This is a genomic window from Microcoleus sp. MON1_C5, assembly GCF_036701875.1.
Classification (GTDB): Bacteria; Cyanobacteriota; Cyanobacteriia; order Cyanobacteriales; family Microcoleaceae; genus Microcoleus.
This window is the reverse complement of sequence record NZ_JAUBRN010000006.1, coordinates 110,039-134,729: the sequence shown is the minus strand read 5'-3', so window position 1 is coordinate 134,729 and position 24,691 is coordinate 110,039. Positions and strand designations below refer to the sequence as shown.

Here is a 24,691-nt window from a genome sequence, read left to right as displayed (position 1 = left end):
AATCGGCGTATCCTTTAAAGTATAAAAACAAAATGGAACTTTGAGGCTTCAGGTACTAATTATAGGAATAGTGAAGTAAAAAGTCGCTCCTTTTCCCTCCTGAGATTCCACCCAAATCCGACCGCCGTGGCGTTCAACAATGCGCTTGCACATCGCCAAACCTATACCAGTACCGGAATATTGGCGGCGGGAGTGCAGGCGCGCAAAAATGATAAAAATGCGATCGGCATACTGCGGATCGATGCCAATGCCGTTATCGCGGACACTGAACACCCATTCGCTCTCTTGCCTGCAGGCAGCGATATGAATCAACGGGATATCTTGGCGACAAAATTTGATGCTGTTGGCGAGCAAATTTTGGAATAATTGCACCAGTTGAAATTCATCCGCCATCACGGTTGGCATCGCGTCGGAGGTGATTACAGCTTTTGTTTCGGCGATCGCAATTTGCAAATTGCACATAGTTTGCTTAACCACAGCGTGGCAGTCCGCCTGCTCAAACTCCTGACCCCTCGTTCCCAGGCGGGAATACGCCAACAAATCGTTAATTAACTGCTGCATTCTGGTGGCGCCATCGACAATATAATTAATATACTTATCTGCGCGATCGTCCAAATTTCCTTGATAGCGCTGGGCCAGCAATTGAGTGTAACTGGTAACGGCTCGGAGCGGTTCTTGCAAATCGTGGGAAGCCACATAAGCAAATTGTTCTAATTCCTCGTTGGAACGCTTCAAATCTTCTGTAAGTTGCAGCATTTGCTGCTCTGCTTCTTTGCGGCCTGTAATGTTGTAAACCAAGGCGCAACAAGACAGCAGATTACCCTGAGAGTCCATGACTGGACTGGTAGACATATGAGTCCAAATATCTTTGCCGTCCTTACTTTTGAATTTAAATTCGTGTTGTTCAGCAATACCTTGCTTGCGCCGATCGACATTATCAAGAGCTTGTGGTTTTTCCGGTTCGTCCATGAAATCAAAAAGCGACCGCCCGAACATTTCTAATTCACTATAGCCGAGCATTCGCGCCATTGCATGGTTCACGTAAGTAGTGAGGCCATTTCTGTCAATTACCCAAATACCTTCTTCTGCTAATTCAACTATTTGCCTGTACTTGAATTCGCTTTCCTGCAAAGCTCTTTCAGTTAGTTTCCGCTCAGTGATATCTTTCATAAAACAGTGGTGGCCGTTAAATATCCCTTGTGCGTCGCAAGCTTTTACCATCGTTAATTGCTTGTAAAAAAACGAGCCATTTTTCCGAACGCCTCTAGCTTCAACTTCTACTTTGCCAGAAATTAGCATTTCCTGATAAGCTGAGATCATCATCTCAAGATCGCTCGGATGTACGGTGGGCTGCCATTCCATGCCAAGCATTTCTTCCGGTTCGTAACCGCATTTATGAGCGTAAGCTCGGTTAACCTTCACGTAGCGTCCCTCAATGTCCAGCCGCGAAATGCCTTCCACCGCATTTTGCATGGCACTGGTTAGGTCGCGCAGCTCTTTTTCAGCTTGTTTGCGATCGCTAATATCCTGACCGATACCCAAAAAACCGTTAATATTTCCGTTACTGTCAAATAAGGCAGTCACCGACAGCAGTACCGGAAACCGCGAACCATCTTTGCGAATGTAAGTCCATTCATTTTCGTCAGCGATTTTCCGGGACGGTAAGGCAAAAAAGGCTTCCATTCCCGGCTCTATTTTCACTCCCAATTCTTGAGAAAGAACTTCAGCTCTTTTAGCGACCTCCAGAGGATCGTGAATTATTGCTACCGTGACTTTCCCCACCACTTCTTCTTGCGAATAACCTAAAAGTTGCTCTGCCGCCCGATTAAATGTTTTAATTGTACCGTCGGGATCTGTAGAAATAATTGTGTAGTTAGCGCTATTAAGAATTGCATTTTGCAGTTGCGTCAATTCCAACAAAGTGAGTGCTATTTTTTCGCGGTAGGCTATTTCTTTTTGCAATGTCTGGTTAGAAATTTCAATTTGAGCAGTGCGCTCAGCAACTCGATGCTCCAGAGTTTCATTGAGCCGTCGATTTTCCTCTTCTACCTGCTTGCGTTCTGTAATATCAGTAATAGTACACACATAACTTTTAACCTCCCCATTTTCTCCGATTTGACCGACAGCTTGACCGAATACCCAAATGATTTGAGAGTGATTAATGCCTTGGAAGCGGTACTCAGATTTAAACGGCAATTTCTCCTGCGTGGGGCTATACCATTCAGTAAAAACCCGATCGCGGTCGTCTGGATGAATGCCTTGCAACCACCCTTTGCCCAAAGCTTCATCGCAGGTAATTCCCGAAATTTGACACCAGCGCTCGTTGACATACAAGCAGTCTCCTACAGCATCTGCATAAAATATTCCCACCGGCGAAGCTTCAGTTAAAGTTTGATAGCGAGCTTCCGTTTCTCGGCGCTCCATAATTTCTTTTTGCAGTATTGAATCGAGCATCCCTAATTGAGTTGGACTGAGGAGAGTTAATGCTTGGGGAACTAAAGGAATTAATGCAAAAGCGGTGTAAGCAGAAATCGCGGCGGTAATAATTTTCAGACTGCCAGAAACCCAATAAACAGGATGCCAAAGCGTCCAAACTTCCATTATATGAGTAGTGCCGCAAGAGATAATAAACGCTGCAAGCAGCCAAAAGATGTTACGGAAGGGCAAGTCTTTTCGCTGACCGATAAAATAAATTAGGGATAGCGGTATTGAATAGTAGGCCAGGGCAATTATAGAGTCTGACACTATGTGGAGCGCGACTAGCTCTCGCTGCCAAAGGTAACAGTAGCCTTGAGGAATATAATTCCCGGTGAATAACAGGTGATTTAAAAATTTCCAAATCATCATAAATGGAATGGGTAATCGAGAATTGGTAATTGGTAATTGGTAATTGGTAATTGGTAATTAGTAATTTAACCCAATGACTTATAACCTATCTCAAATTTTTGAAAGATACAGTCTTGAACGCACCGGGGGCTAAAAACCCGGTTTCTGGTTAGATGCCTTGTTGCCAAACCGAATATTGTCGTAGAAACTGGTTTTTCTTCCGTAACTCTTAATATAGCAATTCTCAATGATGCGCGAGCTGTAGCGAGCTCTAGGTTGGGTAGAACGAAGCGAAACCCAATATTCCCATTTTAGATTTTAGATTTTAGCTTTTCCTTCCTTCTTCCTTATCTTCTAGATAACTAAAGCCTTCTCTCCTAGATAACTAAAGCCTTCTCTCCTAGATAACTAAAGCCTTCTTCCATCCATCTGTTACATCTGTTACATCCGTTGCCGAACTTCTTCCTTCTTCTATAAAAAATGGGGCGAGCCAGAAGCCCGCCCCACCAAAAATTATGCTGCTGCTATTAACCCAACAGCGCCTGAGCCTTAGCTACCACATTATCAACGGTGTAGCCAAACTTTTCTAAAGCAACGGGGCCCGGTGCAGAAGCGCCGAATGTGTCGATGCTTATGCTGTCGCCTTCGGAACCCAAATAACGTCCCCAGCCGAAGCTACAAGCTGCTTCAACTGCCAACCGTTTAGTAACAGCTTTCGGCAGTACAGATTCGCGGTAAGCGGCATCTTGTAAGTCAAACAATTCCCAGCAAGGCATCGAAACTACGCGCACTTTATTGCCTGCGGCGCGCAATTTTTCAGCGGCATCAACGCAGAGGTATGTTTCGCCGCCGGTGCCGATTAAAATGATGTCGGGAGTGCCGCCGTCGTCAGACAAAATGTAAGCGCCTTTGGCAGTTCCTTCGATCGAGCTTCCAGCCAAGTTAGGCAGATTTTGGCGCGACAAAGCCATTAAAGTTGGGCGGGTGCGGCTTTCTACTGCCACTTTGTAAGCGCCGGATGTTTCATTTCCGTCTGCTGGGCGCATTACCAACAAATCGGGAATTACTCGCAGAGAAGCGATGGTTTCCACGGGTTGGTGAGTGGGGCCGTCTTCGCCCAGGGCTACGGAGTCGTGAGTCATTACATAAATAACTCCAGCTTCCGAGAGTGCAGAGAGGCGAATTGCTCCCCGCATATAGTCAGCAAATACCAAGAAAGTGGCGCAGTAAGGAATTAAACCGCCGTGCAGAAGCATACCGTTGGCGATCGCACCCATGCCGTGTTCCCGCACACCAAAGCGCAGGTTACGTCCTTCGTACTGACCTTTTTGGAAGTCTTTTTCACCCTTGAGCAAAGTCATGTTAGAAGATGCCAAGTCAGCGGAACCGCCGATCAATTCAGGTAGGACACCTGCCAAAGCATTCAAACATTTTCCAGAATGATTCCGAGTCGAATCTGCCTTATCTTCCGGGTTGTATGTCGGCAAAACTTTATCCCAACCTTCAGGAAGTTTGCCGGCAACCGTGCGCTCATATTCTGCAGCTTCTGCAGGATATGCTGCTTTATAAGCATCAAAAGCTTTCTGCCATTCTTGCTCAGCTTGAGCACCGCGATCGACTGCTTTGCGGAAGTGTGACAAAGCATCCTCAGGAATCTCAAACGGTGCGTGTTCCCACTTCAAGAAATCGCGAGTTGCTTGCACTTCATCGGTACCCAAAGCAGCACCGTGAGCGCTGTAGGAATTGCGCTTGTTTGGAGAACCGTAACCAATGACGGTGCGGACTTTAATCATGGACGGTTTGTCCGTGACTTTTTTGGCTTCTTCAATAGCTTTGTGAACTGCTTCTAGGTTAGTATCTTCGTCTAGAGCGGTATTGTCTACTGTAACGACGTGCCAGTTGTAAGCTTCAAAACGCTTGCCCACATCTTCAGTAAAGGCCAAGCTTGTGTCGCCTTCAATAGAAATGTGATTGTCATCGTACAAGGCAATTAATTTGCCCAGTCCGAGGTGTCCGGCCAAAGAACAAGCTTCGGCAGAAACGCCTTCCATGTGGCAGCCGTCACCCAAAATTACATAGGTGTAGTGGTCAACAATTGTGTGGTCGGGCTTGTTAAACTTAGCAGCGAGGTGAGCTTCTGCCATTGCCAAACCGACGCCATTAGCAATTCCTTGTCCCAGGGGGCCGGTGGTAACTTCTACGCCTTCGGTCATGAAGTTTTCGGGGTGTCCGGGGGTTCTGGATTCCCACTGGCGAAATTGCTTGATGTCGTCGAGGGTGACGCTATCGTAGCCGGTCAAGTACAGGAGGGCGTACTGTAGCATACAGCCGTGGCCGGCGGAGAGGACGAAGCGATCGCGATTAAACCACTTGGGGTTTTTGGGGTTGAACCGCATGAACCGATCCCACAGCACGAAGGCCATAGGGGCAGCGCCCATCGGCAGTCCCGGGTGTCCTGATTTTGCTTTTTCTACCGCATCGATGGCCAAAAAGCGGATAGAGTTGATGCAGAGTTCTTCGAGTGATTGAGTTGCAACAGCCATAATTCTGGTTTTTATATGTTAAGAGAGAGTGTGTGTGGTCGATTCTGACAGAGGTGCGATGAGCCGAGTTCGATCGCTCGCGTTTCTGCTGTTCAGTTTCTGTGGAACTGCCGTGAGGCTGCACTACTTATCATCTCACCAGTTGCGCTCGACAGACAACTTAATTTTTTAATGTTTCGGTCGCTTTGTGCACTCGATCGCAAATTGTTATCGGAGATATTTCTGGGGCGAGTGCGGCTCTGTGCGATCGGGTTACGAGAGGGTGTAACTTATTATTTGGCAAATTGGCTCTCAAAACCACCCTGTTATGATAGAGTTTGGTGTTTCTGACATCTTGCAGCTTTGTCACGAACAGGCAAGATGCCTGTTCCACAAAGAGTGAATTTTCTTGTGGGGCGTTGCTTTGAGCAACGCCCGATCGCACGATCGCCAGAATAGTGCAAGATGTCAGATATTTGTAATTTTAATCAGGCAATAACTAATGACTCTCAGTGAAGCCGAAGTCCGCAGTCAAAAAGTAGACGAACTGCGATCGCAAGGCATAGAACCGTATCCCAGTGAATCCTACGCGCGATCGCACACAGCCAAGCAAGTTCGCGAAATATTTAGTCAGCCGGGAAAAGAACTCGAAAACGGAGAAAGCGACCCCGAAGAAATTCCCCTGCGATTAGCCGGCCGCATCACTTCCAAACGAGACAGCGGCAAAATTGGTTTCATCGATTTAAAAGACGCCACAGACAAAATTCAACTCAAAATCGAGAAAGCAATCGTCACCGGCGAAGTCGGTTTGAGCTTTGAACAAATTAAAAAATTGCTCGATGTTGGCGATTTTGTCGGCGTCGAAGGTATCGGCTGCCGCACCCCCAGGGGAGAACTTTCTATTTTAGTGAGGGAATTAAAGCTTTTATCAAAAGCTACCATTCAATTTCCCGATGCTTATTACGGAATTAACGACCCCGAAGTTTGCCGCCGTCACCGCGAAATGGATTTGGCAAGCAACCAAGATGCGCTCAACCGTTTTATGCTTCGCAGCCGCATCGTTCAAAGCATCCGTTCCTATCTCTGGCAAGCCAATTTTTACGAAATAGAAACGCCAACACTGCAAGCTATTTACGGCGGTGCTGCTGCTAAGCCCTTCATCACTCACCACAATGCTTTGGATGTGGATTTGTATTTGCGAGTGGCTCCCGAATTATTCTTAAAGCGGGCAATTTGCGGCGGTTTTGAGCGAGTATTTGAACTAGGGAAAGCATTTAGAAATGAGGGCATTGACAGCACTCACAATCCCGAGTTTACCTCGTTAGAAGTTTACCAAGCTTATGCTGATGTTTTCGACATTTTAACAGTTGTCGAAGACGTGATGTGTTTCGCAGCGGCGGCGGTATTTGGGGATGTCAAGGAGATTGAAAATCAGGGGGAAACGATTAGTTTAGAACGCAAGTTCGACTACAGCGAAAAATATCCCGGTTTCAGCGGCAAACACTGGCAAGTGAAAACGATGGTAGAAGCTGTCAGAGACGAGTTTGGGCTGGATTTTGACAGTTTGGACTTGGAAAGTGCGCTCGCCTCTGCAACCAAGCTAGAATTGCACCTGTCTAAGTTAGAACAACAGAGTTTAGGCTACGTGCTGTATGCAGTTTTTGACAAGTTAGTTGTCCCCAAACTAATTCAACCTACATTCATCATCGACTACCCTGTTGAAGTCAGTCCCTTAGCAAAAGGACATCGCAGCAAGCCGGGATTTGTAGAACGTTTCGAGCTATTTATCAACGGTACAGAATACTCGAACGGCTTCTCAGAATTGAACGATCCGAAGGAGCAAAGAAAGCGGTTTGAGGAACAGTTAGCACAGAAAAATGCCGGCGATGACGAAGCGCATCCAATGGATGAAGACTTTATTCAAGCGCTATCTTTGGGAATGCCTAATTGTGCGGGAATGGGCATCGGCGTAGACAGATTGGTGATGCTTTTAACTAATACTCAAAGCATCCGCGATGCGGTGATGTTCCCGACAATGCGGCCGATTAAAGATTGATTGGAGTAGCTTTTTTGGAGATGTCTAATAAGTAAATGGGGATTTGTTAACCGCAGATATCAGCGGATTAACACAGATAAACGCAGATGGAATTTCATCTGCGTTTATCTGCGTTTATCTGCGGTTAACAAACATTTTTGATATCACCGCATAAACGAACCGACAACACCGTTTAAATCTTCAGCCAAAGGATTTCCCAAAGCCTTAAACTTCCACTCGCCGCCTTCTCGATAAACTTCTCCCATCAACATATTTAATTTTCCTTCATAAGAAGGGTCATTGGACAAGCGATAGCGAGCTATTTCTTTCCCGGTGGCATCTACAGCCCTAACAAAAGCATTTTGTACCAGACCAAAATGCTGTTTTCTCTCTTTCCCATCGTAAATATTAACTCCCAAAATTATTTTGTGATATTGTGCTGGCAAAGAACTCAGTTTCACCAATATTTGTTCGTCATCTCCTTCTCCCTCACCAGTGAGATTGTCGCCTGAGTGAACCACTGTTTTGTCATTTGACTCCAAATGAGAGTAATAAATTACATCTTCTTTGTAGTTCTTTAATTTGCCATTTTCTCCCAGCAGCAGAGCGTAGGAATCTAAGTCAAAATTTGCACCGCTGCTGCGGCCGAAAAGACCTTTTTTAGCTTGCGCTACATCCCAGCCCAAAGCCATTGTTAATCGGGATAAGTCGTATTCGCTTTTGCTGAGAACGATCGATTGTCCTTTTGTCAAGTTGATAGCCATAGTTTTGTGATTGTGTAAGGTTTATTGTGAAGTTGAATGATTGCCCTAAGCTAACATTTTGTTGGCTGGCCAAAGCTGTTTCTAGGGTAAGAGATTTTTGATTCGTGCTGATTTTACCCAATGCGGATATTCGGCGGTCAACAAATCGTATAATTCCTCATCGGCAATATGTTCCGGGTCTTCTAAACTAAAGAAATCGGCGTTGTCTAGGTAGCGAGCGCCCATTTCGTCAAGCTGTTCTAAAAAGCTAAAATCGCTGGCTACGGATCTTGCTAACCACCCTCGAACTCCCTTACTTTTGACATCTTTCTGCGACGTGCCGATCGCCATAAACTGCCAAAATATCGGCTCATAGGACGACCATTGTAGCTGCTGCTTGCTTTCCGACTCGTCCGCAGTTTCTCCATCCGTTACAAACATCACGTAGACAGGTCGATCGGCTTTAATAGCTGCGTAGCGCCTGCTACCGCGACCATCTGGAAAATAGAACTTTCTAATTTCCTTCATCACTTTACCGTAGTAAGTACCGGGTTCTAAAGGATACTGTTGCAGTATATGGTAGATGAAGTTTGAGAAATTGTCGATCGACATTTCTCCGGGATTGTGGGGGTTGACTCCAAACAAAAATATGTCGATCGATCCGTTGTCATCAAACCGACATCCCAAAGCCAAAATCTTCTCTGCCAAACGCTGAATTTTTCCTGAACGGTATAGGGAAGACATAGAAGCAGAAATATCGAGGCAAAGCGCTACTTGAGCATCGTGATTTGTGAGATTTGCCTTTTTTAGCGAGATATCGGCTTTCTTAGCCAGATTGAAAATGTGCGGCGCTTTTTCCTGAAGCTTTTTGTCTAATGCTATAGATTTCTGACTTTTTTGGCTGTCTTCAATAACTGGTAATTTAGGCAGTTCTACTGTAATTTTTGCTGGCTTTTCTTGCTGTTGAATCTCAGAATGATACTTGTCAACAAAACTCTGCAACCCTGCTTTATATCCTTGTCCTACGGCCTGAAATCTCCAAGCTGCATCTTTTTTATACAACCGTCCGAACTCGACTGCTGTTTCTTCTGAAAAACCTTCTGTTAAATCATAGCGGGCTAGTTCGCTGCCGGTTTGGCGATCGTACAATCGGATAAAAGCATTTCTGATTTGGCTAAAATTTTGATGTTTAGCTTGTGCGTCGTGAATCGTGACCACAAAAACCATTTCCTCAACAGCAGCCGTTACTTTTTCTAAGTCTACATAAATTGTCTCGTCATCCCCTTGAGTTTGACCAGTTTGATTATCTCCCGAATGGGCGATCGCTCCGTCCGGCGACTGCGAGTTATTGTAAAATACAAAGTATCTTTCATCGGGAATTTTGCCGTCCGAACCTAATGCAAAAACCGAGGCATCGATATCGCAGCTTTGCTGGTTTGAGTCCGATAAACTTCGTTCAGTTGCTATTTCCCATCCCAGGGCGATCGCAACTTTTGTTAAAGTTGGAGATGTTTTAGAAAGATTAAATCTTTCACCTTTCTTTAATTGAATTCCCATCTGGTTTATCACCTCATGAGTCTGATTGCTTAAAATCGAGGGAAACATTCCTGCTTCCGAATTTCCCCTCGATTTATTTAGCTAGGAGCGATCGCCTTTTTATGCGGCATACTTGTCTACAAAGCTTTGCAAGCCGGAATTGTAGCCTTGTCCTACAGCTTGGAACCTCCACTCACCGTCTTTCTTGTAAAGTCTGCCAAACTCTACCGCTGTCTCCCTAGAAAAATCCTCGTCCAAATCGTACTTCGTTACCTCTGTATTAGTAGTAGTGTCGTAAATCCTGATAAAAGCATTCCGCACTTGACCGAAGTTTTGCCTTCTCGATTCTGCTTCGTGGATAGTTACCACAAACACAATTTCTTCCACCGCCGGATCGACTTTAGTTAAATCGACGGTAACTGTTTCATCATCGCCAAATCCTTCTCCGGTTCTGCTATCTCCCAGATGTATTACAGAAGTGTCCGGCGACTCCTTGTTGTTGTAGAAAACAAAGTATTTTTCGCCAGGAATTTTGCCAGTAGCCCCCAACATAAACACGGAAGCATCTAAGTCAAATGCTGCGCCTGTGTCTGTAGCATTGGTATCCCATCCCAAACCAATCCCGGCATTTTTCAGCCCGGGTGCTTCTTTAGAGAGATTGATTCTCCCGCCTTTTTCCAAATTGATAGACATTCGCCCTCCTGCGTGCAAAATCTGTAATATTACTGATAACAATTATACAAACTGTCTGAGCAGCTTGACAAATTGCTGCTGGTAATCGTCATCGGTCAATCGATTTTAGATTTTAGATTTTGGATTTTAGATTGTAGAATTGACCCCACGGATAAATCCGGGCGCTTTGTACCCTGAATGCTTGCGGCTATAGCAGGTTGACAATTTGCTTTTGGTACTCATCTATCGAGTTTAGATTTTAGATTTTAGATTTTAGATTGGATAATTGAAGAAAGCGACCCTGCGGATGAATCCGGGGGCTTGTACGGTGGATGCTTTTGCTTAGAGTAGCTTGACAAATTGCTGCTGGTACTCATCTTCTGTCATCAGTTCGTGGGTACTTTCCACTCTGTCTAAAAACACGATTCCATCTAAATGGTCGTGTTCGTGTTGAAAAATTCGGGCCACAAAGTCTGTCAATTCTTGCCGGTGGAGTTTGCCGTCTCTACTGGTGTATTCTATCTCGATCGCCCTACTTCTGGGCACCAATCCCCGAATCCCCGGAATGCTCAAACAGCCTTCCCAGTCTTTGACTGTCTCTGTTGATGCAGCCACAATCCGGGGATTAATCATCGCTGTGGGTTCCATGTGGGGTGCGTGGGGATACCGCAAATTGGGACGGGATGCGACGATGAACAGGCGATCGGACTGAGCCGCTTGAGGGGCGGCAATCCCCACTCCGTTTGCCTGCTGTACTGTAAAGATTAAGCTGTCAATCAACTGTTGAATGCGATCGTCATTAATATTCTCGACCACTTGCGACTGGCGGCGCAGCACGGGATTTCCTAATTGTGAGATTTGTAAGAGTTCTGCCATAGTTATTGGTTAGTCGTTATTGGTTAGTCGTTAACTACTGACAAATTATTATTTCCTTCTTCCTTCTTCCTCCTTCCTTCTTCCTTCTTATCTAACTTTTTGAACCGGCAAACTTCCCGTTTTAACAGTCAAATTAACTATTTGCCCATTGCGGTTGATTTCCATTTGCAACAGCCCGCCAACCTTAGCATTTTGCACGAACTCCTGAACAGCTTCCGACTGAATAATTGGCTGATTGCTAATTTTTTGAATCACATCTCCAGCCCGCAAACCGGCTGCTGCTGCCGGAGAATTAGGAACAACGCTAACAATAGCCACACCCCGATCGACTGCAACTCGCAGGCTGCTGTTAGCGTTGCTGTTAATTTGCTCCTTAACATCGGGAGTCAGCGTCGCCATTTCAATTCCCAAATAAGCGTGTTCGACTTTCCCCGTCGCAATCAGTTCCTTCGCCACCTCTTGCGCCGCCTGAATGGGGATCGCAAAGCCCAATCCTTGAGCACCTTGAATAATCGCCGTATTCATGCCAATAACTTGGCCCGAAGCATTCAGCAGCGGGCCGCCGGAATTCCCCGGATTAATTGCAGCGTCTGTTTGAATAAAACCGACCCGCTTGTCGGGTACGCCCACATCAGAGCTCGATCGCCCCGTAGCGCTAATAATCCCCGCAGTTACGGAATTGTCCAAACCCAAAGGATTGCCGATGGCGATCGCCCATTCCCCAGACAACAGCTTATCCGAATTGCCGATCGCCACCACAGGCAAATTATTCGCCTCAATCTTCACCACAGCCACATCCGTTACCTTATCCGCCCCCAACACCCGCCCCTGATAGCTGCGGCCGTCCTTGAGAGTTACATTTACCGTATCGGCTCCCTCTACAACGTGAGCGTTAGTGAGAATCACCCCGTCGGCACCGATGACAAAACCCGAACCAGTGCCCCGTTCGATCCCGCCCCGGCCACCCGAATTCGGTTCTATGCCAAAAAAATCTTCCGGCGACAGGCCTCTATTTCCCGGTTTCACCGGGCGCGAAGCATCGATCCGAACCACTGCAGGGCCAACTTTTGCCACGGCAGCCACAATAAAATTCACATTAGTCCCGTCGCCCGACAAGGAAGCCGGCGGCAAGACTTTGCTAACTCGATCCTTTGTATTAGGAGGCAGTTGCAATTTAGGTTCCAGCGCCCTTTGTCCCGAATCGCCAGAATTTGCACGAAATTGAGAAACCGTCAGACGATCGCCCAACATGGCGGCCCCGGCTCCCGTTACCAGCAGCAATATGTAAATTGCCGGTTGCTTCCAAAATTTGCCAGTAGAACTCTTCATTGCCATGTTTTAAGGCTTTCCTGCCAAATCTAAATATTTGCCGAGCAGCTGCTGCGTAAAACTTACCTAAACTTATCTAAAGCCATCTTTAGTTCATCCGAGTTTACTTCCTACGCTATTGGGTAGTCGGCTATCCCAAGATCAGTAGGCTATCCCCCTCCAGCCGAGGGTTCCCATTTTAAAATGTTCAGGCTCGCATTTAAATCTCGGTCGATAGATATTCCACAAACCGGACAATCATAAATCCGAACGCTTAGCGGCATATCTTTTTTGCTGCCACAATTAGAGCAAGTTTTAGAACTGGGAAACCACTGGTCTACCAAGACTAAAGTTGCTCCATACATAAGACATTTGTAATTGAGTTGACGTTTAAACTCATAAAACCCAAGGTCGGATATTGCGCCCGCCAGCTTGTGATTTGCCATCATCCCTAAAACATTCAAATTTTCAATCTTGATTAACTTGAATGTTTTGGCTAAGTAAGTTGTTAACTTGTGCAGGAAATCTTTACGAATACAAGCTATTTGGGCGTGAAGCCGGCTAATTTTATTGTAGGTTTTGCGCTGGTTATTGGAGCCTTTTACCTGCTGGGACGCTTTTCGCTGTAAAGTAGCAAGTTTGGTTTTCGCTTGCTGCAGCGGTTTTGGTGCCTCAAAAACTTGCTGGTTTGACAGGGTTGCCGCATATTTAATACCTACATCGATTCCTACAGAGCTTTTGGGCTGTTGAACTGGTAAACGTTCTGCATCAACACAGAATGAAATAAACCAGCGACTTCCTTCTTTTGAGATAGTGAAAGTTTGAGACACGTAACCACATTCTAGTGGCTCATCAAGCCGAAACGTTCCCAATGTAGGAATCTTAATGGTTTTGCCAGCACTTAGCAGAACTTTCCCATGGGATGAATCTACTGTAAAAGATTGACCATTGCGACGGCTAGCGAATTTTGGATGACCTGCTTTCCCGGCACGATATCGACTAAACGCATCTTTCAAGTCAATTAAAGCGTTTTGGTAGACTCGGCTAGACAACTGGTTCATCCAAGCGAATTCAGGTTGCTTCTTGACGTGGTTGGTGAGAACTTTTTTAACTTCGTTGATCACCTTCGAGTCCGAAAGCTTGCCCTCACTATACATTTGAGTCCGCAAGCTTAACCCGAAATTGAAGACGACCCGCCGAAATCCTGCGTGTTTTGCCATCAAGGTCGCTTCGTTGTTATTCAATTTTAGCGCTCGTTTGACGGCAAACATAGTTAAGCTTACTTAGAGTTTATTGTTTGGTGAATTATAGACAAGTTTAGCCAACTATTTGGCGATTTAGTCTAACTCCCCGATACCTGGTTTGGGCTGCAGAGCCGCAAAAATTTTGGCGATCGGCAGACTCCCTTAAACTTTAGCATCTGAGGACTAAACTCTCTAGAGTAGAATTAATATCTTGAATGCCGATCGGCAGAGGTGAGCAGTGGACATTCCCCTCGAAAGTCTGTGGAATCAGATACTTGAACGTCTCCAGGTACAACTGAGCAGACCTAGCTTTGAGACGTGGATCAAAACTGCCAGGGCGGAACAGCTCGAAAATAACTGTTTGATTGTCAGCGCCCCCAACCCCTTTGCTCGCAATTGGTTGCAAAAATATTACGTCAAAACCATTGCCGATGCAGTCTACGAAATTCTCGGCTATCCCGTGGACATTTACTTGACCATTGCCGGAGGAAACGAAACAGGCGGCAGCAGCGATTCCGCCATGATTTGGCCCTCCCCCATCGCCGATATGGAAAGCCACTCGCTTCACCCCCCCAAACCCGCCAATTTAAACCCGAAATACGTATTTTCCCGCTTTGTCGTCGGTTCCAACAACCGCATGGCCCACGCAGCCTCCCTCGCCGTAGCCGAGTCTCCGGGCCGAGAATTCAATCCCCTATTTTTGTGCGGTGGCGTCGGTTTGGGCAAAACTCATTTGATGCAGGCGATCGGTCATTATCGCTTGGAAATTGATCCCAACGCCAAGATTTTTTACGTTTCTACTGAGAAATTTACTAACGATTTAATCGCCGCAATTAGGAAAGATAGTATGCAAACTTTCCGCGATCATTATCGAGCAGCCGATGTTTTGTTAATAGATGATATCCAATTTATTGAAGGCAAAGAATACACTCAAGAAGAATTTTTCCACACTTTTAATACTTTGCACGAAGCCGGGAATCAAGTAGTTTTAGCTTCCGATCGCCCGCCGCAGCAAATCCCACGCCTGCAAGAGCGTTTGTGTTCCCGATTTTCCATGGGATTAATTGCCGACATTCAATTGCCAGACTTGGAAACTAGGATGGCAATTTTGCAGAAAAAAGCCGAGTATGAAAATATGCGGCTGCCGCGAGATGTCATTGAATACATTGCTTCTAGTTACACTTCCAACGTTCGGGAATTGGAAGGTGCTTTGATTCGGGCGGTAGCATATCTTTCAATTACCGGTTTGCCGATGACCGTGGAGAATATCGCCCCGGTTTTGAACCAGCAAACTGAAAGCTTAGAGGCGACGCCAGATGCAGTAATTGCAGTTGTGGCTGAGGAGTTTGATGTTTCTGTTGAAGATTTGAAAGGCATTTCTCGCAGGCGAGAAATTAGTCTTGCCCGTCAAGTAGGGATGTATTTAATTAGGCAGCATACTGGTTTGAGTTTGCCAAAAGTTGGCGAAGTGTTTGGCGGCAAAGATCACACGACTGTGCTTTACAGTTGCGACAAAATTGCTCAGTTGCGGAACACTGACCCGAATTTGGCTCAAACTTTGCGTCAGTTGAGCGATCGAATTAATGTTGTCAGTCGCAAAACTTGAGAAGAAGTCATTAGTCAGTGGCCAGTTGTCACACCAATGACTCTATGCAGCGATTTCAAGATCCGCATCATCGAAGGGGTAACTCTCCGATAACAGACAATCTCTATGCGTAGCAGCTTGCCTGTGGAAAAACCTGTGGAAAAGTTGCCCTCGGTTTGTGGAAAACTTTACTCGATCGCCCGAAACAGTTTGTGTACAAAAATGGGCGGGCGATCGACCGCAACAGCTTTTCCACAAGTTTTCCACAGGTATTTATTACCTAGAGGTGATGCCCAGCCAGCAGTTAGCTGTTTTTTCCACAGTTTCCACAGGGCGATCGATACAAAAATAGTTCAATAAATTAAAAAAAACAGGCGATCCCTGCGTACCCTACACAGATAGTTCGCCACGCGCGCTGACATCAGAAACCCGGTTTCTACGAAGATTTCTCCTTTTTACAGACACAATTTTGCCTAGAAACCGGGAATAAGCGCCCCATGCTTAAGCCCTACACACAGAAAAACCGACCCGCTGGCTTTCTGTGATACGATTTGTTTCTGTTTCAAATCCGGTTAATTAACCTTCCTACCATGAAATTGGTTTGCACCCAAAGTGACCTCAACGCCAACCTCTCGTTGGTAAGTCGGGCCGTTCCCTCCCGCCCGACACATCCGGTACTAGCCAACGTGCTCTTAGTAGCCGATGAGGAAAATCAGCGGGTTAGCTTGACAGCTTTCGATCTGAGTTTGGGCATCCGTACCAGCTTCGCAGCAGAAGTGAGTGGCGGCGGCAGTTTTACAATACCCGCTAAATTGCTTAACGATATTGTTTCGAGACTCCCGGATGGAGAGATTACTTTAGAAGACGAAGCGGGGGACACCGTAGCATATCTCACTTGCAGTTCTGGCAGCTACCAAGTTAGAGGCATGGGCCCGGAAGAATTCCCAGAATTGCCCGCAATCGAAGCCGGAACAATCCTAAAATTGCCGCCGGAAGCCTTGATAGAAGGACTCAAAGGAACTTTATTTGCTACTAGCCCCGACGAGGCAAAACAGGTACTTGCAGGCGTGCATTTAAAGGTATTGCAAGATTGCTTGGAGTTTGCAGCTACAGACGGCCACAGATTGGCAGTAGTTCAAACTGCAAATGAAAAAGCTGAAGGCGAAGAAACCCAAGAAGAATTTGAGGTGACAGTCCCCGCTAAAGCATTGCGGGAAGTAGAAAGAATGCTGGTGATGCGCCAGTGGACTGAACCTGTCACCCTGCATTTTGAACACGGTCAAGTAGTGTTTGAATGGGCAGACCAGCGGCTGACAACCCGCACCTTGGAAGGGCAGTATCCCGCATATCGGCAGTTGATTCCGCCCTCCTTTGAGCGACAAATTACTTTAGAAAGGCGATCGTTCTTAGCAGCAGTAGAAAGAATTGCCGTTTTTGCAGACCAAAAAAATAATATTCTCAAATGCAGTATCGACGAGGAGAATCAGGAAATTACTTTGTCTGTAGATGCTAAAGATGTCGGCTGCGGTAAAGAGTCAATGCCCGCACAAATTTCTGGAGACAGCATAGATATTGCTTTCAACGTGAAATATCTGATTGATATCTTAAAAACGGCTCAATCCCCAGAAATTCAACTGCAATTAAACGGTGCTTTAGCCCCCGTAATTTTCCAGCCTTTGGGTGGAGTCAATGCTACATTCTTGGTAATGCCAGTTCAGCTTCGAGCGTAACCGATTAATAGGGGCGGGTTTTACAAACAATCTCCCCCTAAAATTGCTCGTCTAATAAACCCGCCCCCGCTTGAACGGTAAATCGATATCGACCAGTCCCCCAGACCTTCAAATCAATGGCAACAAAATTTCAAATTCCGTACCCGTACCGGGAGTTGAATGCAAATTTAACTTGCCTTTATGTTTTTCCGTAACAATTTGATGGGTAATTGCCAACCCCAAACCGGTACCTTTGCCTGCGGGTTTAGTAGTAAAAAACGTCTCAAAAATCCGCCGCTGAATTTCTGGCGGAATTCCCGGCCCGTTATCGGCAATTCTGATGGCAATCCAAGCGTTATTTTGATTTTTTTCCCCTGCTTCTGGGCTGAAACCGGGGTTTTGGGTGGCGCAGGATAGCTGTTTTGAATTTTGTCGATCGCCCATAACATAATTTTGAATTAATTCCGAATTCACGCAGTCTCCGTCAGAACTGTCTATTACCTCGGTTTCAATAGTAATCGCAGGCACAAAATCTTTTTCTTCTTTTACCTCTTCCAAAGCGTCGATCGCATTGCTGATGATATTCATAAATACCTGGCTCAACTGACCCGAGTAACACTTGACTAAAGGCAAATCACCATAGCTTTTAACTACTTCTATTTGGTACTTGAGACGGTTTTTCATAATTAGCAGCGTACTGTCAATACATTCATGGATGTTAGCTTGTTTCAAGTGGGTTTCGTCCATGTGAGAAAAGGTGTGGAGGCTGGTAACGAGTTCGGTCAGCCTCTGTGATGAAACTTTCATACTTTTGATAATTTCCACCCAATCTTCTTGCAAAAAATCAAATTCTATGTGTTTTTTGAGTTGGTTAATTTTTTCGTTTTCACCCACAATGTGTTCGTAAGCAGACAGCAAGTCCATGATGTCTTTCGAGTAGTTTGACAAAAAGCCTAGATTTCCGCTGATGCAGGTGACGGGATTTCTAATTTCGTGGGCGACTCCAGCTACCATCTGCCCCAAACTGGCTAGTTTTTCGGTTTGAATTAGTTGAGATTGAGTTTGCTGCCTCAGCAATTTTGTCGCTAGTTCGTGAATGTTGGATTGGGCTACTAACAGTTCGTGTACATCTAGCAAAGTATAAGTTTGAGGCGACACTTGAACTACAATCGGTTCGTAAAGCAGTTCTTTCGATCGCAACAGCGACTTCCTGGCTGCATCCACGATTAAAGTATTGCTGGGAAAAATTAAACTCTCAGTTTCGGCAAAGCGGTACAAAGCCCTCACAGGTCGCTTTAAAAATAATTCTCGCCCAAAAGGACGGCTGATAAATTCTAAAAATCTCCGCCGGGAAATCATACCAGCAAATTCACCTTGATGGGTCACAATGACTCCCGGTAACAGCGGATTAGCTTCTAACATCTGAGAAATTCGCATTCCCCAATCCGTAGCCTCTACATGAAAATCGTAAAGCGACAATTCTTGGAGAGTAGAGTCTAAACAAAGTGCTCCTAGGTCAGCCTCGGAGATGGGTGGAACTGGTCTTTCTACGCAGGAGGTATTCAACATAAATTCATCAGTACGCTTTTTTGGGGTTATATTGGCTAGCAGACATTCAGCTACCAAAGGTCAGCAGGTAAGTTGCTGAGTGCTTTGACCGGGATCATCCTGACAAACTGCTTTTTTAATTACACAAAAAACTGACTGTAGTAAATGGGATTTTACCACTTAAAGTATGAGGCAATATTAAGTATCACCGAGATAAATGCGCCCTGGCTATGCCTGACTTTATTTTAGACTGACTTGAGGGGTATTAACGCTTGGTTCGACTATTTAATTATTCATTAACCTTGAGTTATTTTTTTAACCTTGTGTTAATAAAATTATTAAGCTGAAAAATATCATTAATGGACAAGAGAGGAAAATCGGAATTGCCCGATCGCCCACCCGATGCACCCCGTCAGGAGACAAGTTAAAAGCAGAAATTGGGGCGATCGCGTCCCGGAGTTTTAGCTTGCAATCGCGATGGCGGGACGCCTTGCAAGCTAGGGCATTTGAGGCGATTTCATCCCATCTCCCCGATCCGGTACTCGCAACCCCCCGTAACGTTCAGCCAGCGACACACCTGCCAGTGCGCCCCCTATAGGTTTGTAGTGAAAACTAAAGTCATCGCTACAAACCAATTTTATAGCAATCGTTATATAAAACAGTTAGGGAGCATCTCATATTTGTAAAAACACTTCTTCTTCCTCCTTCCTTCTGACTCTTTCCTCCTGGCTCCTGGCTCCTGGCTCCTAACTCCAATTTTGGGCTTGGCTGCTTTCATTGAGATGTTCCCAAAAGTTACCCTCGCCCGCAATCTGCAAAATCTGCCTTGGCAGTTGTTCTACAATCAATTATTGTTAACCGAAAGATCCATCAAATCTGCGACAGTTTGCAGAGTCTATCATTGATTGGCTGTACGAGGCGGATATGAAGAAAAGTTCAGTCAAATTCAAACAAGTTTAACCAGTCCAAATCATTCAAGGCATCAGCATTGATTAAATTAGAAGGTCTACAAAATCCAGCAAAAAAAAGGCTAAAAAAAATTAACTGGCTGTTAACTTAGTGCTATGCTTTGGTATGATCTACAAGGAGTTCTACCAAAGACGTATAACTAAATAGCAATCTACCAGTAGGTGATCGATGCAACCCGCCCTCACGAACCAGTTAAACAATGCTTTTACCCTTTTTCTCAGCTTGTTAGTAGAAGCAATACCTTTTCTGCTGCTGGGAGTTTTATTCTCAGGTTTGCTGCTGGGGTTTGTAGACGAACGCAAACTCGTATCCCGCATCCCGCGAAACCCGCTACTGGGGGCTTTGATGGGCAGTTCGATCGGCTTTTTGTTTCCCGTGTGCGAGTGCGGTAACGTGCCCGTAGCCCGTCGGCTACTGATGCAGGGAGTGCCCGCACCAGCCGCGATCGGCTTTTTGCTCGCGGCCCCCACCATCAACCCCGTGGTAATTTGGGCGACTTGGACGGCATTTCGCGATCAGCCAGAAATTGTAGTTTTGCGGGTGGTATTTTCCCTAATCACAGCCACAATTATCGGCTGGGTGTTCAGCGCCCAAAAAGACTTGCGGCCTCTGCTGCAACCCTCTGTAGCCCGCGCTATCCCCCTGCCAAAACCAGAGTTTTCCGAAAAAAAACTCGTCCAAGCCAACACTCCGCTGCTGTTGCAGTCGGGAACTTTTATGCTGGGTCAGCCGGGTGGAGCGGTGCCGATCGAATCCTTGCTACAAGACGACTGGAAGCCATTACAAACAGACCAAACAGAAAAAACCTCGAAACGTTCCTCCATGTTCCACCGCGTTTCTAAAGAGCGTCTGCGCCTGCTTTTAGATACTATGGTACAGGAGTTGCGCGAATTGGGAGGAGTGTTGGTAATCGGAAGTGCGATCGCAGCCATCATTCAAGTTGGCGCCCCCCGCGAACTAATTCTCAACCTCGGCCAAGGCCCCGTTTCCTCGATTCTAGCCATGCTGCTCTTAGGGGCAGTCGTATCGATTTGTTCTACAGTAGATGCCTTTTTTGCCCTGTCTTTTGCTGCCACATTTACCAGCGGTTCGCTGTTAGCATTTCTCGTTTTCGGCCCGATGATTGACCTCAAAGGCATCGGTTTAATGCTGTCAATTTTTAAAAGTAGAGCCGTAGTTTACATCATTGTCTTGGCAGCTCAGTTAACCTTTTTAATGACCCTCGCTGTAAACTTGCATTTAGGTTAATAAATTAGCTGGGACAGACAACTAATACCCTTTTCGATTTGCGATTTTTAATTATTTTGAGCCACGACACGGAAATCGATATACAGATAGCTATTTTTCCCCTCTTCCTTGTTCCTTATTTCCTCTTCTTCTTCCTTTTCTCTTCCTGCAACGTTCTAGTTTCCAATTCTCAATGACTCTTAAAAAATGAATCTTAAAAAAATTAGCCCCTGGCTGGACGCCCTAGCTATCTTAGCGTGGGGAATACTGCTTCTTAAATATTGGATCACCGGCAAATTAAGCATTCTCATTCACCCCCATTACTTTGGCTTGACTCTAGCTGGAGGAATCGGCTTAATGGTTATTGGGGGTTTAAAAACTTGGGAACTCTTAAAACTCGATCGCACCACAAAGCAATCGCGGACATCATCAGCAAATAACTCTCTCAGAATTACAGAAGTTGAACACGTTACTTTGTTTCCCCCCAGCATCGGCAGCACCTTAATGTTGAGCGTCGCATTAATAGGTTTACTAACAACGCCACGCACTTTTACCAGCCAGACAGCATTAGAACGAGGCCTCACCGAATCTCTGCCAATCACCAGACTGCAACCCCAAGAATTTCGCAATACTACAAAACCCGAACAGCGATCGCTCGTCGAATGGGTGCGGCTGTTAAATTTCAACCCCGAACCGGATACATACAGAGGTCAAAAAGTCAAAGTTCAAGGATTTGTAATTCATCCCCCTAACCTAGCAGAACAATATATGTGGATCGGGCGTTTTATCATTACCTGCTGCGCGGCAGACGCCTATCCGATCGGGTTGCCAGTAAAATTACTCATCGGTCAAAGCCGCACCGCCTTTGCCCCAGACAGTTGGCTAGAAATAGAAGGAGAAACGATCGTAGAAGAACTGCAAGGCAAGCGCAAATTAATCATTCAAGCATCATCCCTCCAACCAATTCCCGAACCAAAAAACCCTTATGATTATTAAATCGGGAGCAAGCTGGAGATTAAATTTTACCTTTCTGATTTTGGGATGGGCATTCCGGGCCCGTCCTCGCTATGCAAATTAAGATACAGTAAAATTAGCTATAAAAGTGGCAGCAGCATCCTGTAACAGTTGCCAAGCGCAAATTCAGCAACTAGACTCGTAATTAGGAAATAAATTCTGAGTATATGTCATCAGAAAAAAAATTAGCTATCAAAGGTGCTGCCTGGACGATCGCCAGCTATGGAAGCAGTCAAATTATCCGATTTGGCAGTAACTTAATCCTGACGCGTCTGCTTTTGCCCGAATTATTTGGTCTGGTAGGTCTAGCCTACGTTTTCATCACAGGGATTAACTTATTCTCAGACATAGGTCTGGGCCCAAGCATAATCCAGAATAAGCGCGGGGAAGATCCTCAATTTCTCAACACCGCTTGGACACTGCAAGTTATTCGCAGCTTGTTCATTTTCATTTGTTTGATTGTAATTGCCCAGCCCGTTGCTAGTTTTTATAAAGAGCCCCGTCTTCTGTGGTTGATTCCAATAATAGGTATAAATTCCCTAATAGGAGGCTTTAAATCCACTGCCACTTCCAGCCTAGAACGCAAAATGGCAGTGAAGAAAGTAGTAATTTTTGAGTTGGGCATACAGATTGTTTCTACAACAGTGATGATTGTCTGGGCCTGGTTCGATCGCAGCATCGGGGCGATCGTTGCAGGCGGCTTGACTGGAGCTTTAATGGAGGTAGTATGGAGCCATTTTTTGATTCCCGGCAAGTCAAACCGCTTTGCTTGGGATAAAGAAGCAGCTAAAGAAATATTTTCTTATGGCAAATGGATCTTTGTGTCTACGGCTTTGTTTTTCTTGTGTTCTCAAGCCGATAGACTCATCCTCGGGAAAATATTTACTTTAACAATGTTGGGCATTTACGGAATCGCTTTTACCCTGGGGGATATGCCGCGCCAAGTCATCATCGCAATTAGTGGTCGGGTGATTTTTCCCTCAATTTCTATGCTGGCCGAGTTGCCGCGGGAGGAGTTGCGCGCCAAGATACTCAAGAACCGCAAGCTAATTCTAATACCATTAGCCGTAGGTTTAGCAATTTTTGTGAGCTTTGGAGATCAGTTAATTTTAATACTGTATCGGAAAGAGTATGAGGCTGCATCTTGGATGATGCCAATCTTGGCGTTAGGTATCTGGCACACCACCCTGCACAATATAATGGGTTCTTGTCTGCTAGCCGTAGGAAAGTCTCAGTACCCAGCTATGGGCAATCTGCTGACTTTTGTGAATCTATGTATAAGTATACCGCTGGGATACCACTTAAAAGGTAATTTAGGTGCCGTGATTGCTGTAGCTATCGGCGACCTTCCTACCTATGCAGTAACTAACTACGGTTTGTGGAAAGAAGGACTAAGTTGTTTTTGGCAGGATATTCAATTAACAGGGCTGTTTGTAGGGGTGCTGGCAACTCTACTTTGGTGTAGAGTCGCTTTTGGTTTGGGTCTGGCGATCGATAAAATATCACCGATGGATTTAGTTCCAATCAATCAACTGTTTCAGTAAACAAAAAGGAGATTGTCTATATGTCAGGCGAACACAATACAAGAAGAAAAGTAATGCACTTTATCTTTTTACAAATGGCTCTCTTACAAGAAATATCGCGAGTAGCCACGAGGTATACTAAACTGATGTTTTTTTATCAAAGAAATCGCATCATAAATTTATTCAAAGAAATAGAAGCCCCCCAAAAAGAACGCCCCAAAGTCTTTGCCGCTGTCGCACACATTACATCAGTTGAAGAATCTAACAATCCAGAAAAAGGCGCAGAAAAAATAGAGAGACTCAGGCAAACAATAGATGGACTGTTGACGAGTTTTGCTCATTGCGACCTGACAATTACTATCCAAACTCTACCGAACAGGCACATTACAGCCTACTTACCTGAATATCAAATTAAGTGCATTCAGATACAAGAAGGCCCTGAATGCGACCCCATGTTTGTAGAGTTTAGACTTCAGGAAGAATTTGTCGAAAGAGTAGAAAAGTTTGACTGGTTTTTATTCATAGAAGATGACATTGTTTTGTACGATGCTTTCATTCTAGAAAAATTAGAAAGTTTTAACCGACAAAGCGGGTATGAAAATGCTATTCTTTACCCAAACCGTTTTGAAATGTATCAAGGAACCAAGAGATACATTGATTTGACAATTGATACGGAGCTATCATGGAATCAGCTATCTAGTGTAGAGATAGAAGGTGTAAAATTTGCTGAGTTTAGCAATCCTCATTCAGCATTTTACTGTTTGTCAAGAAAGCAGATGAAAGAGTGGATGAAATCAGGTCGCCTCTTCAAAAATCAAGTAGTGAATGTCGGGCCTTTAGAGAGTGCAGCAACTTTTTGTCTTTTGGAATGTTTCTCGCTGTATAAGCCTCACCCGTCAAACTTAAACTATTTTGAGGTCAGGCATTACGATAGCAAATATTCTAAGCTACATCCAGAACCGGAATCTCCGTATACACTATCAGCGGTTAATAATAATTCCCACACACCAATCCTCAAGGGTTCGTGAAAGGGATCTAAGTAGGGGTCATGATTCTTAGTAGGATGGGTAGATCGCCAGGGTTACCCCTCAACCTATTAAAGAATTAGCGATTTGAGGTTTGAGATTAAATTAAAAATCTAAAATCTCAAACAGTGTTGGACACAACTGGCACAATGGTAGGGTGCTCTACTTTCCTCAAAGCCTCTCTCGATCGAGCAATTTTTAGCTCTGAGGCATCATAAAAGGTAAAATCTATAATTTCACATCTCCACTCGGTTGATACTGTTAGAAGTGCCGCATACTCGGCGTATTTAAGCTTGTGAGTTTAATTCAGTCTTGGAGACACCAACACT

General features: G+C 45.2%; 17 protein-coding genes. 8 read left to right on the top strand and 9 right to left on the bottom strand.

The features are described from left to right. Nucleotides 1-48: 48 nt before the first annotated feature. Complete coding sequence (locus QUA71_RS04890) at nucleotides 49-2,847, bottom strand: PAS domain S-box protein (protein ID WP_333282849.1); 2,799 nt, start codon at nucleotides 2,845-2,847, stop codon at nucleotides 49-51. 506 nt (nucleotides 2,848-3,353) lie between these two features. After that, complete coding sequence (gene tkt, locus QUA71_RS04885) at nucleotides 3,354-5,369, bottom strand: transketolase (protein WP_333282846.1); 2,016 nt, start codon at nucleotides 5,367-5,369, stop codon at nucleotides 3,354-3,356. 481 nt (nucleotides 5,370-5,850) lie between these two features. On the opposite strand from tkt, the gene lysS reads away from it, so the two are divergent. Next, a complete protein-coding gene (gene lysS, locus QUA71_RS04880) occupies nucleotides 5,851-7,404 on the top strand; it encodes a lysine--tRNA ligase (protein ID WP_333282843.1) in 1,554 nt (517 codons plus the stop codon). A 143-nt stretch (nucleotides 7,405-7,547) separates the two neighbouring features. On the opposite strand, the gene QUA71_RS04875 is transcribed toward lysS, so the two are convergent. The 6 genes from QUA71_RS04875 to QUA71_RS04850 all read right to left on the bottom strand — a co-directional run bounded on the left by QUA71_RS04875 (nucleotide 7,548) and on the right by QUA71_RS04850 (nucleotide 13,789). Then, entirely contained in the window at nucleotides 7,548-8,147 is a 600-nt protein-coding gene (locus QUA71_RS04875; protein WP_333282841.1) for a TerD family protein, read from the bottom strand. A gap of 81 nt (nucleotides 8,148-8,228) precedes the next feature. After that, nucleotides 8,229-9,683, bottom strand: coding sequence for a TerD family protein (locus QUA71_RS04870; RefSeq protein ID WP_333282838.1), 1,455 nt, complete (start codon nucleotides 9,681-9,683; stop codon nucleotides 8,229-8,231). A 99-nt stretch (nucleotides 9,684-9,782) separates the two neighbouring features. Then, on the bottom strand, nucleotides 9,783-10,355 hold the full coding sequence (locus QUA71_RS04865) for a TerD family protein (RefSeq protein WP_190660974.1): 573 nt from the start codon (nucleotides 10,353-10,355) through the stop codon (nucleotides 9,783-9,785). Between the two features lie 321 nt (nucleotides 10,356-10,676). After that, the gene (gene def, locus QUA71_RS04860; protein WP_333282833.1) at nucleotides 10,677-11,210 is read right to left on the bottom strand and encodes a peptide deformylase; all 534 of its coding nucleotides are present in this window, start codon (nucleotides 11,208-11,210) and stop codon (nucleotides 10,677-10,679) included. Nucleotides 11,211-11,297: 87 nt separating this feature from the next. Then, entirely contained in the window at nucleotides 11,298-12,539 is a 1,242-nt protein-coding gene (locus QUA71_RS04855) for an HhoA/HhoB/HtrA family serine endopeptidase (RefSeq protein WP_333282830.1), read from the bottom strand. A 149-nt stretch (nucleotides 12,540-12,688) separates the two neighbouring features. Then, nucleotides 12,689-13,789, bottom strand: a complete 1,101-nt coding sequence (locus QUA71_RS04850) for an RNA-guided endonuclease TnpB family protein (RefSeq protein WP_333282826.1) — start codon at nucleotides 13,787-13,789, stop codon at nucleotides 12,689-12,691. A 211-nt stretch (nucleotides 13,790-14,000) separates the two neighbouring features. Here QUA71_RS04850 and dnaA point away from each other — a divergent pair, with 211 nt between their 5' ends. The 3 genes from dnaA to dnaN all read left to right on the top strand — a co-directional run bounded on the left by dnaA (nucleotide 14,001) and on the right by dnaN (nucleotide 17,077). Then, nucleotides 14,001-15,368, top strand: a complete 1,368-nt coding sequence (dnaA, locus tag QUA71_RS04845) for a chromosomal replication initiator protein DnaA (RefSeq protein ID WP_333282823.1) — start codon at nucleotides 14,001-14,003, stop codon at nucleotides 15,366-15,368. A 157-nt stretch (nucleotides 15,369-15,525) separates the two neighbouring features. After that, on the top strand, nucleotides 15,526-15,699 hold the full coding sequence (locus QUA71_RS04840; protein ID WP_333282820.1) for a hypothetical protein: 174 nt from the start codon (nucleotides 15,526-15,528) through the stop codon (nucleotides 15,697-15,699). Nucleotides 15,700-15,937: 238 nt separating this feature from the next. After that, nucleotides 15,938-17,077 carry a DNA polymerase III subunit beta gene (gene dnaN, locus QUA71_RS04835; protein ID WP_190660964.1) on the top strand — a complete coding sequence of 380 codons (1,140 nt, stop codon included), beginning with the start codon at nucleotides 15,938-15,940 and terminating at the stop codon, nucleotides 17,075-17,077. 108 nt (nucleotides 17,078-17,185) lie between these two features. Here dnaN and QUA71_RS04830 read toward each other — a convergent pair whose 3' ends face one another. Next, complete coding sequence (locus QUA71_RS04830) at nucleotides 17,186-18,625, bottom strand: ATP-binding protein (RefSeq protein WP_333282816.1); 1,440 nt, start codon at nucleotides 18,623-18,625, stop codon at nucleotides 17,186-17,188. 1,116 nt (nucleotides 18,626-19,741) lie between these two features. Here QUA71_RS04830 and QUA71_RS04825 point away from each other — a divergent pair. From QUA71_RS04825 to QUA71_RS04810, 4 genes are all read left to right on the top strand, one after another. Then, nucleotides 19,742-20,821, top strand: coding sequence for a permease (locus tag QUA71_RS04825; RefSeq protein WP_190660960.1), 1,080 nt, complete (start codon nucleotides 19,742-19,744; stop codon nucleotides 20,819-20,821). Between the two features lie 186 nt (nucleotides 20,822-21,007). Beyond that, a complete protein-coding gene (locus QUA71_RS04820) occupies nucleotides 21,008-21,796 on the top strand; it encodes a TIGR03943 family putative permease subunit (protein ID WP_333282813.1) in 789 nt (262 codons plus the stop codon). Nucleotides 21,797-21,981: 185 nt separating this feature from the next. After that, nucleotides 21,982-23,358: an oligosaccharide flippase family protein gene (locus QUA71_RS04815; RefSeq protein ID WP_333282810.1), complete on the top strand. Its 1,377-nt coding sequence runs from the start codon at nucleotides 21,982-21,984 to the stop codon at nucleotides 23,356-23,358. A 20-nt stretch (nucleotides 23,359-23,378) separates the two neighbouring features. Further along, nucleotides 23,379-24,365 (top strand): hypothetical protein, encoded by a 987-nt coding sequence (locus QUA71_RS04810; RefSeq protein ID WP_333282807.1) that lies wholly within the window; start codon nucleotides 23,379-23,381, stop codon nucleotides 24,363-24,365. Nucleotides 24,366-24,691 lie beyond the last annotated feature (326 nt).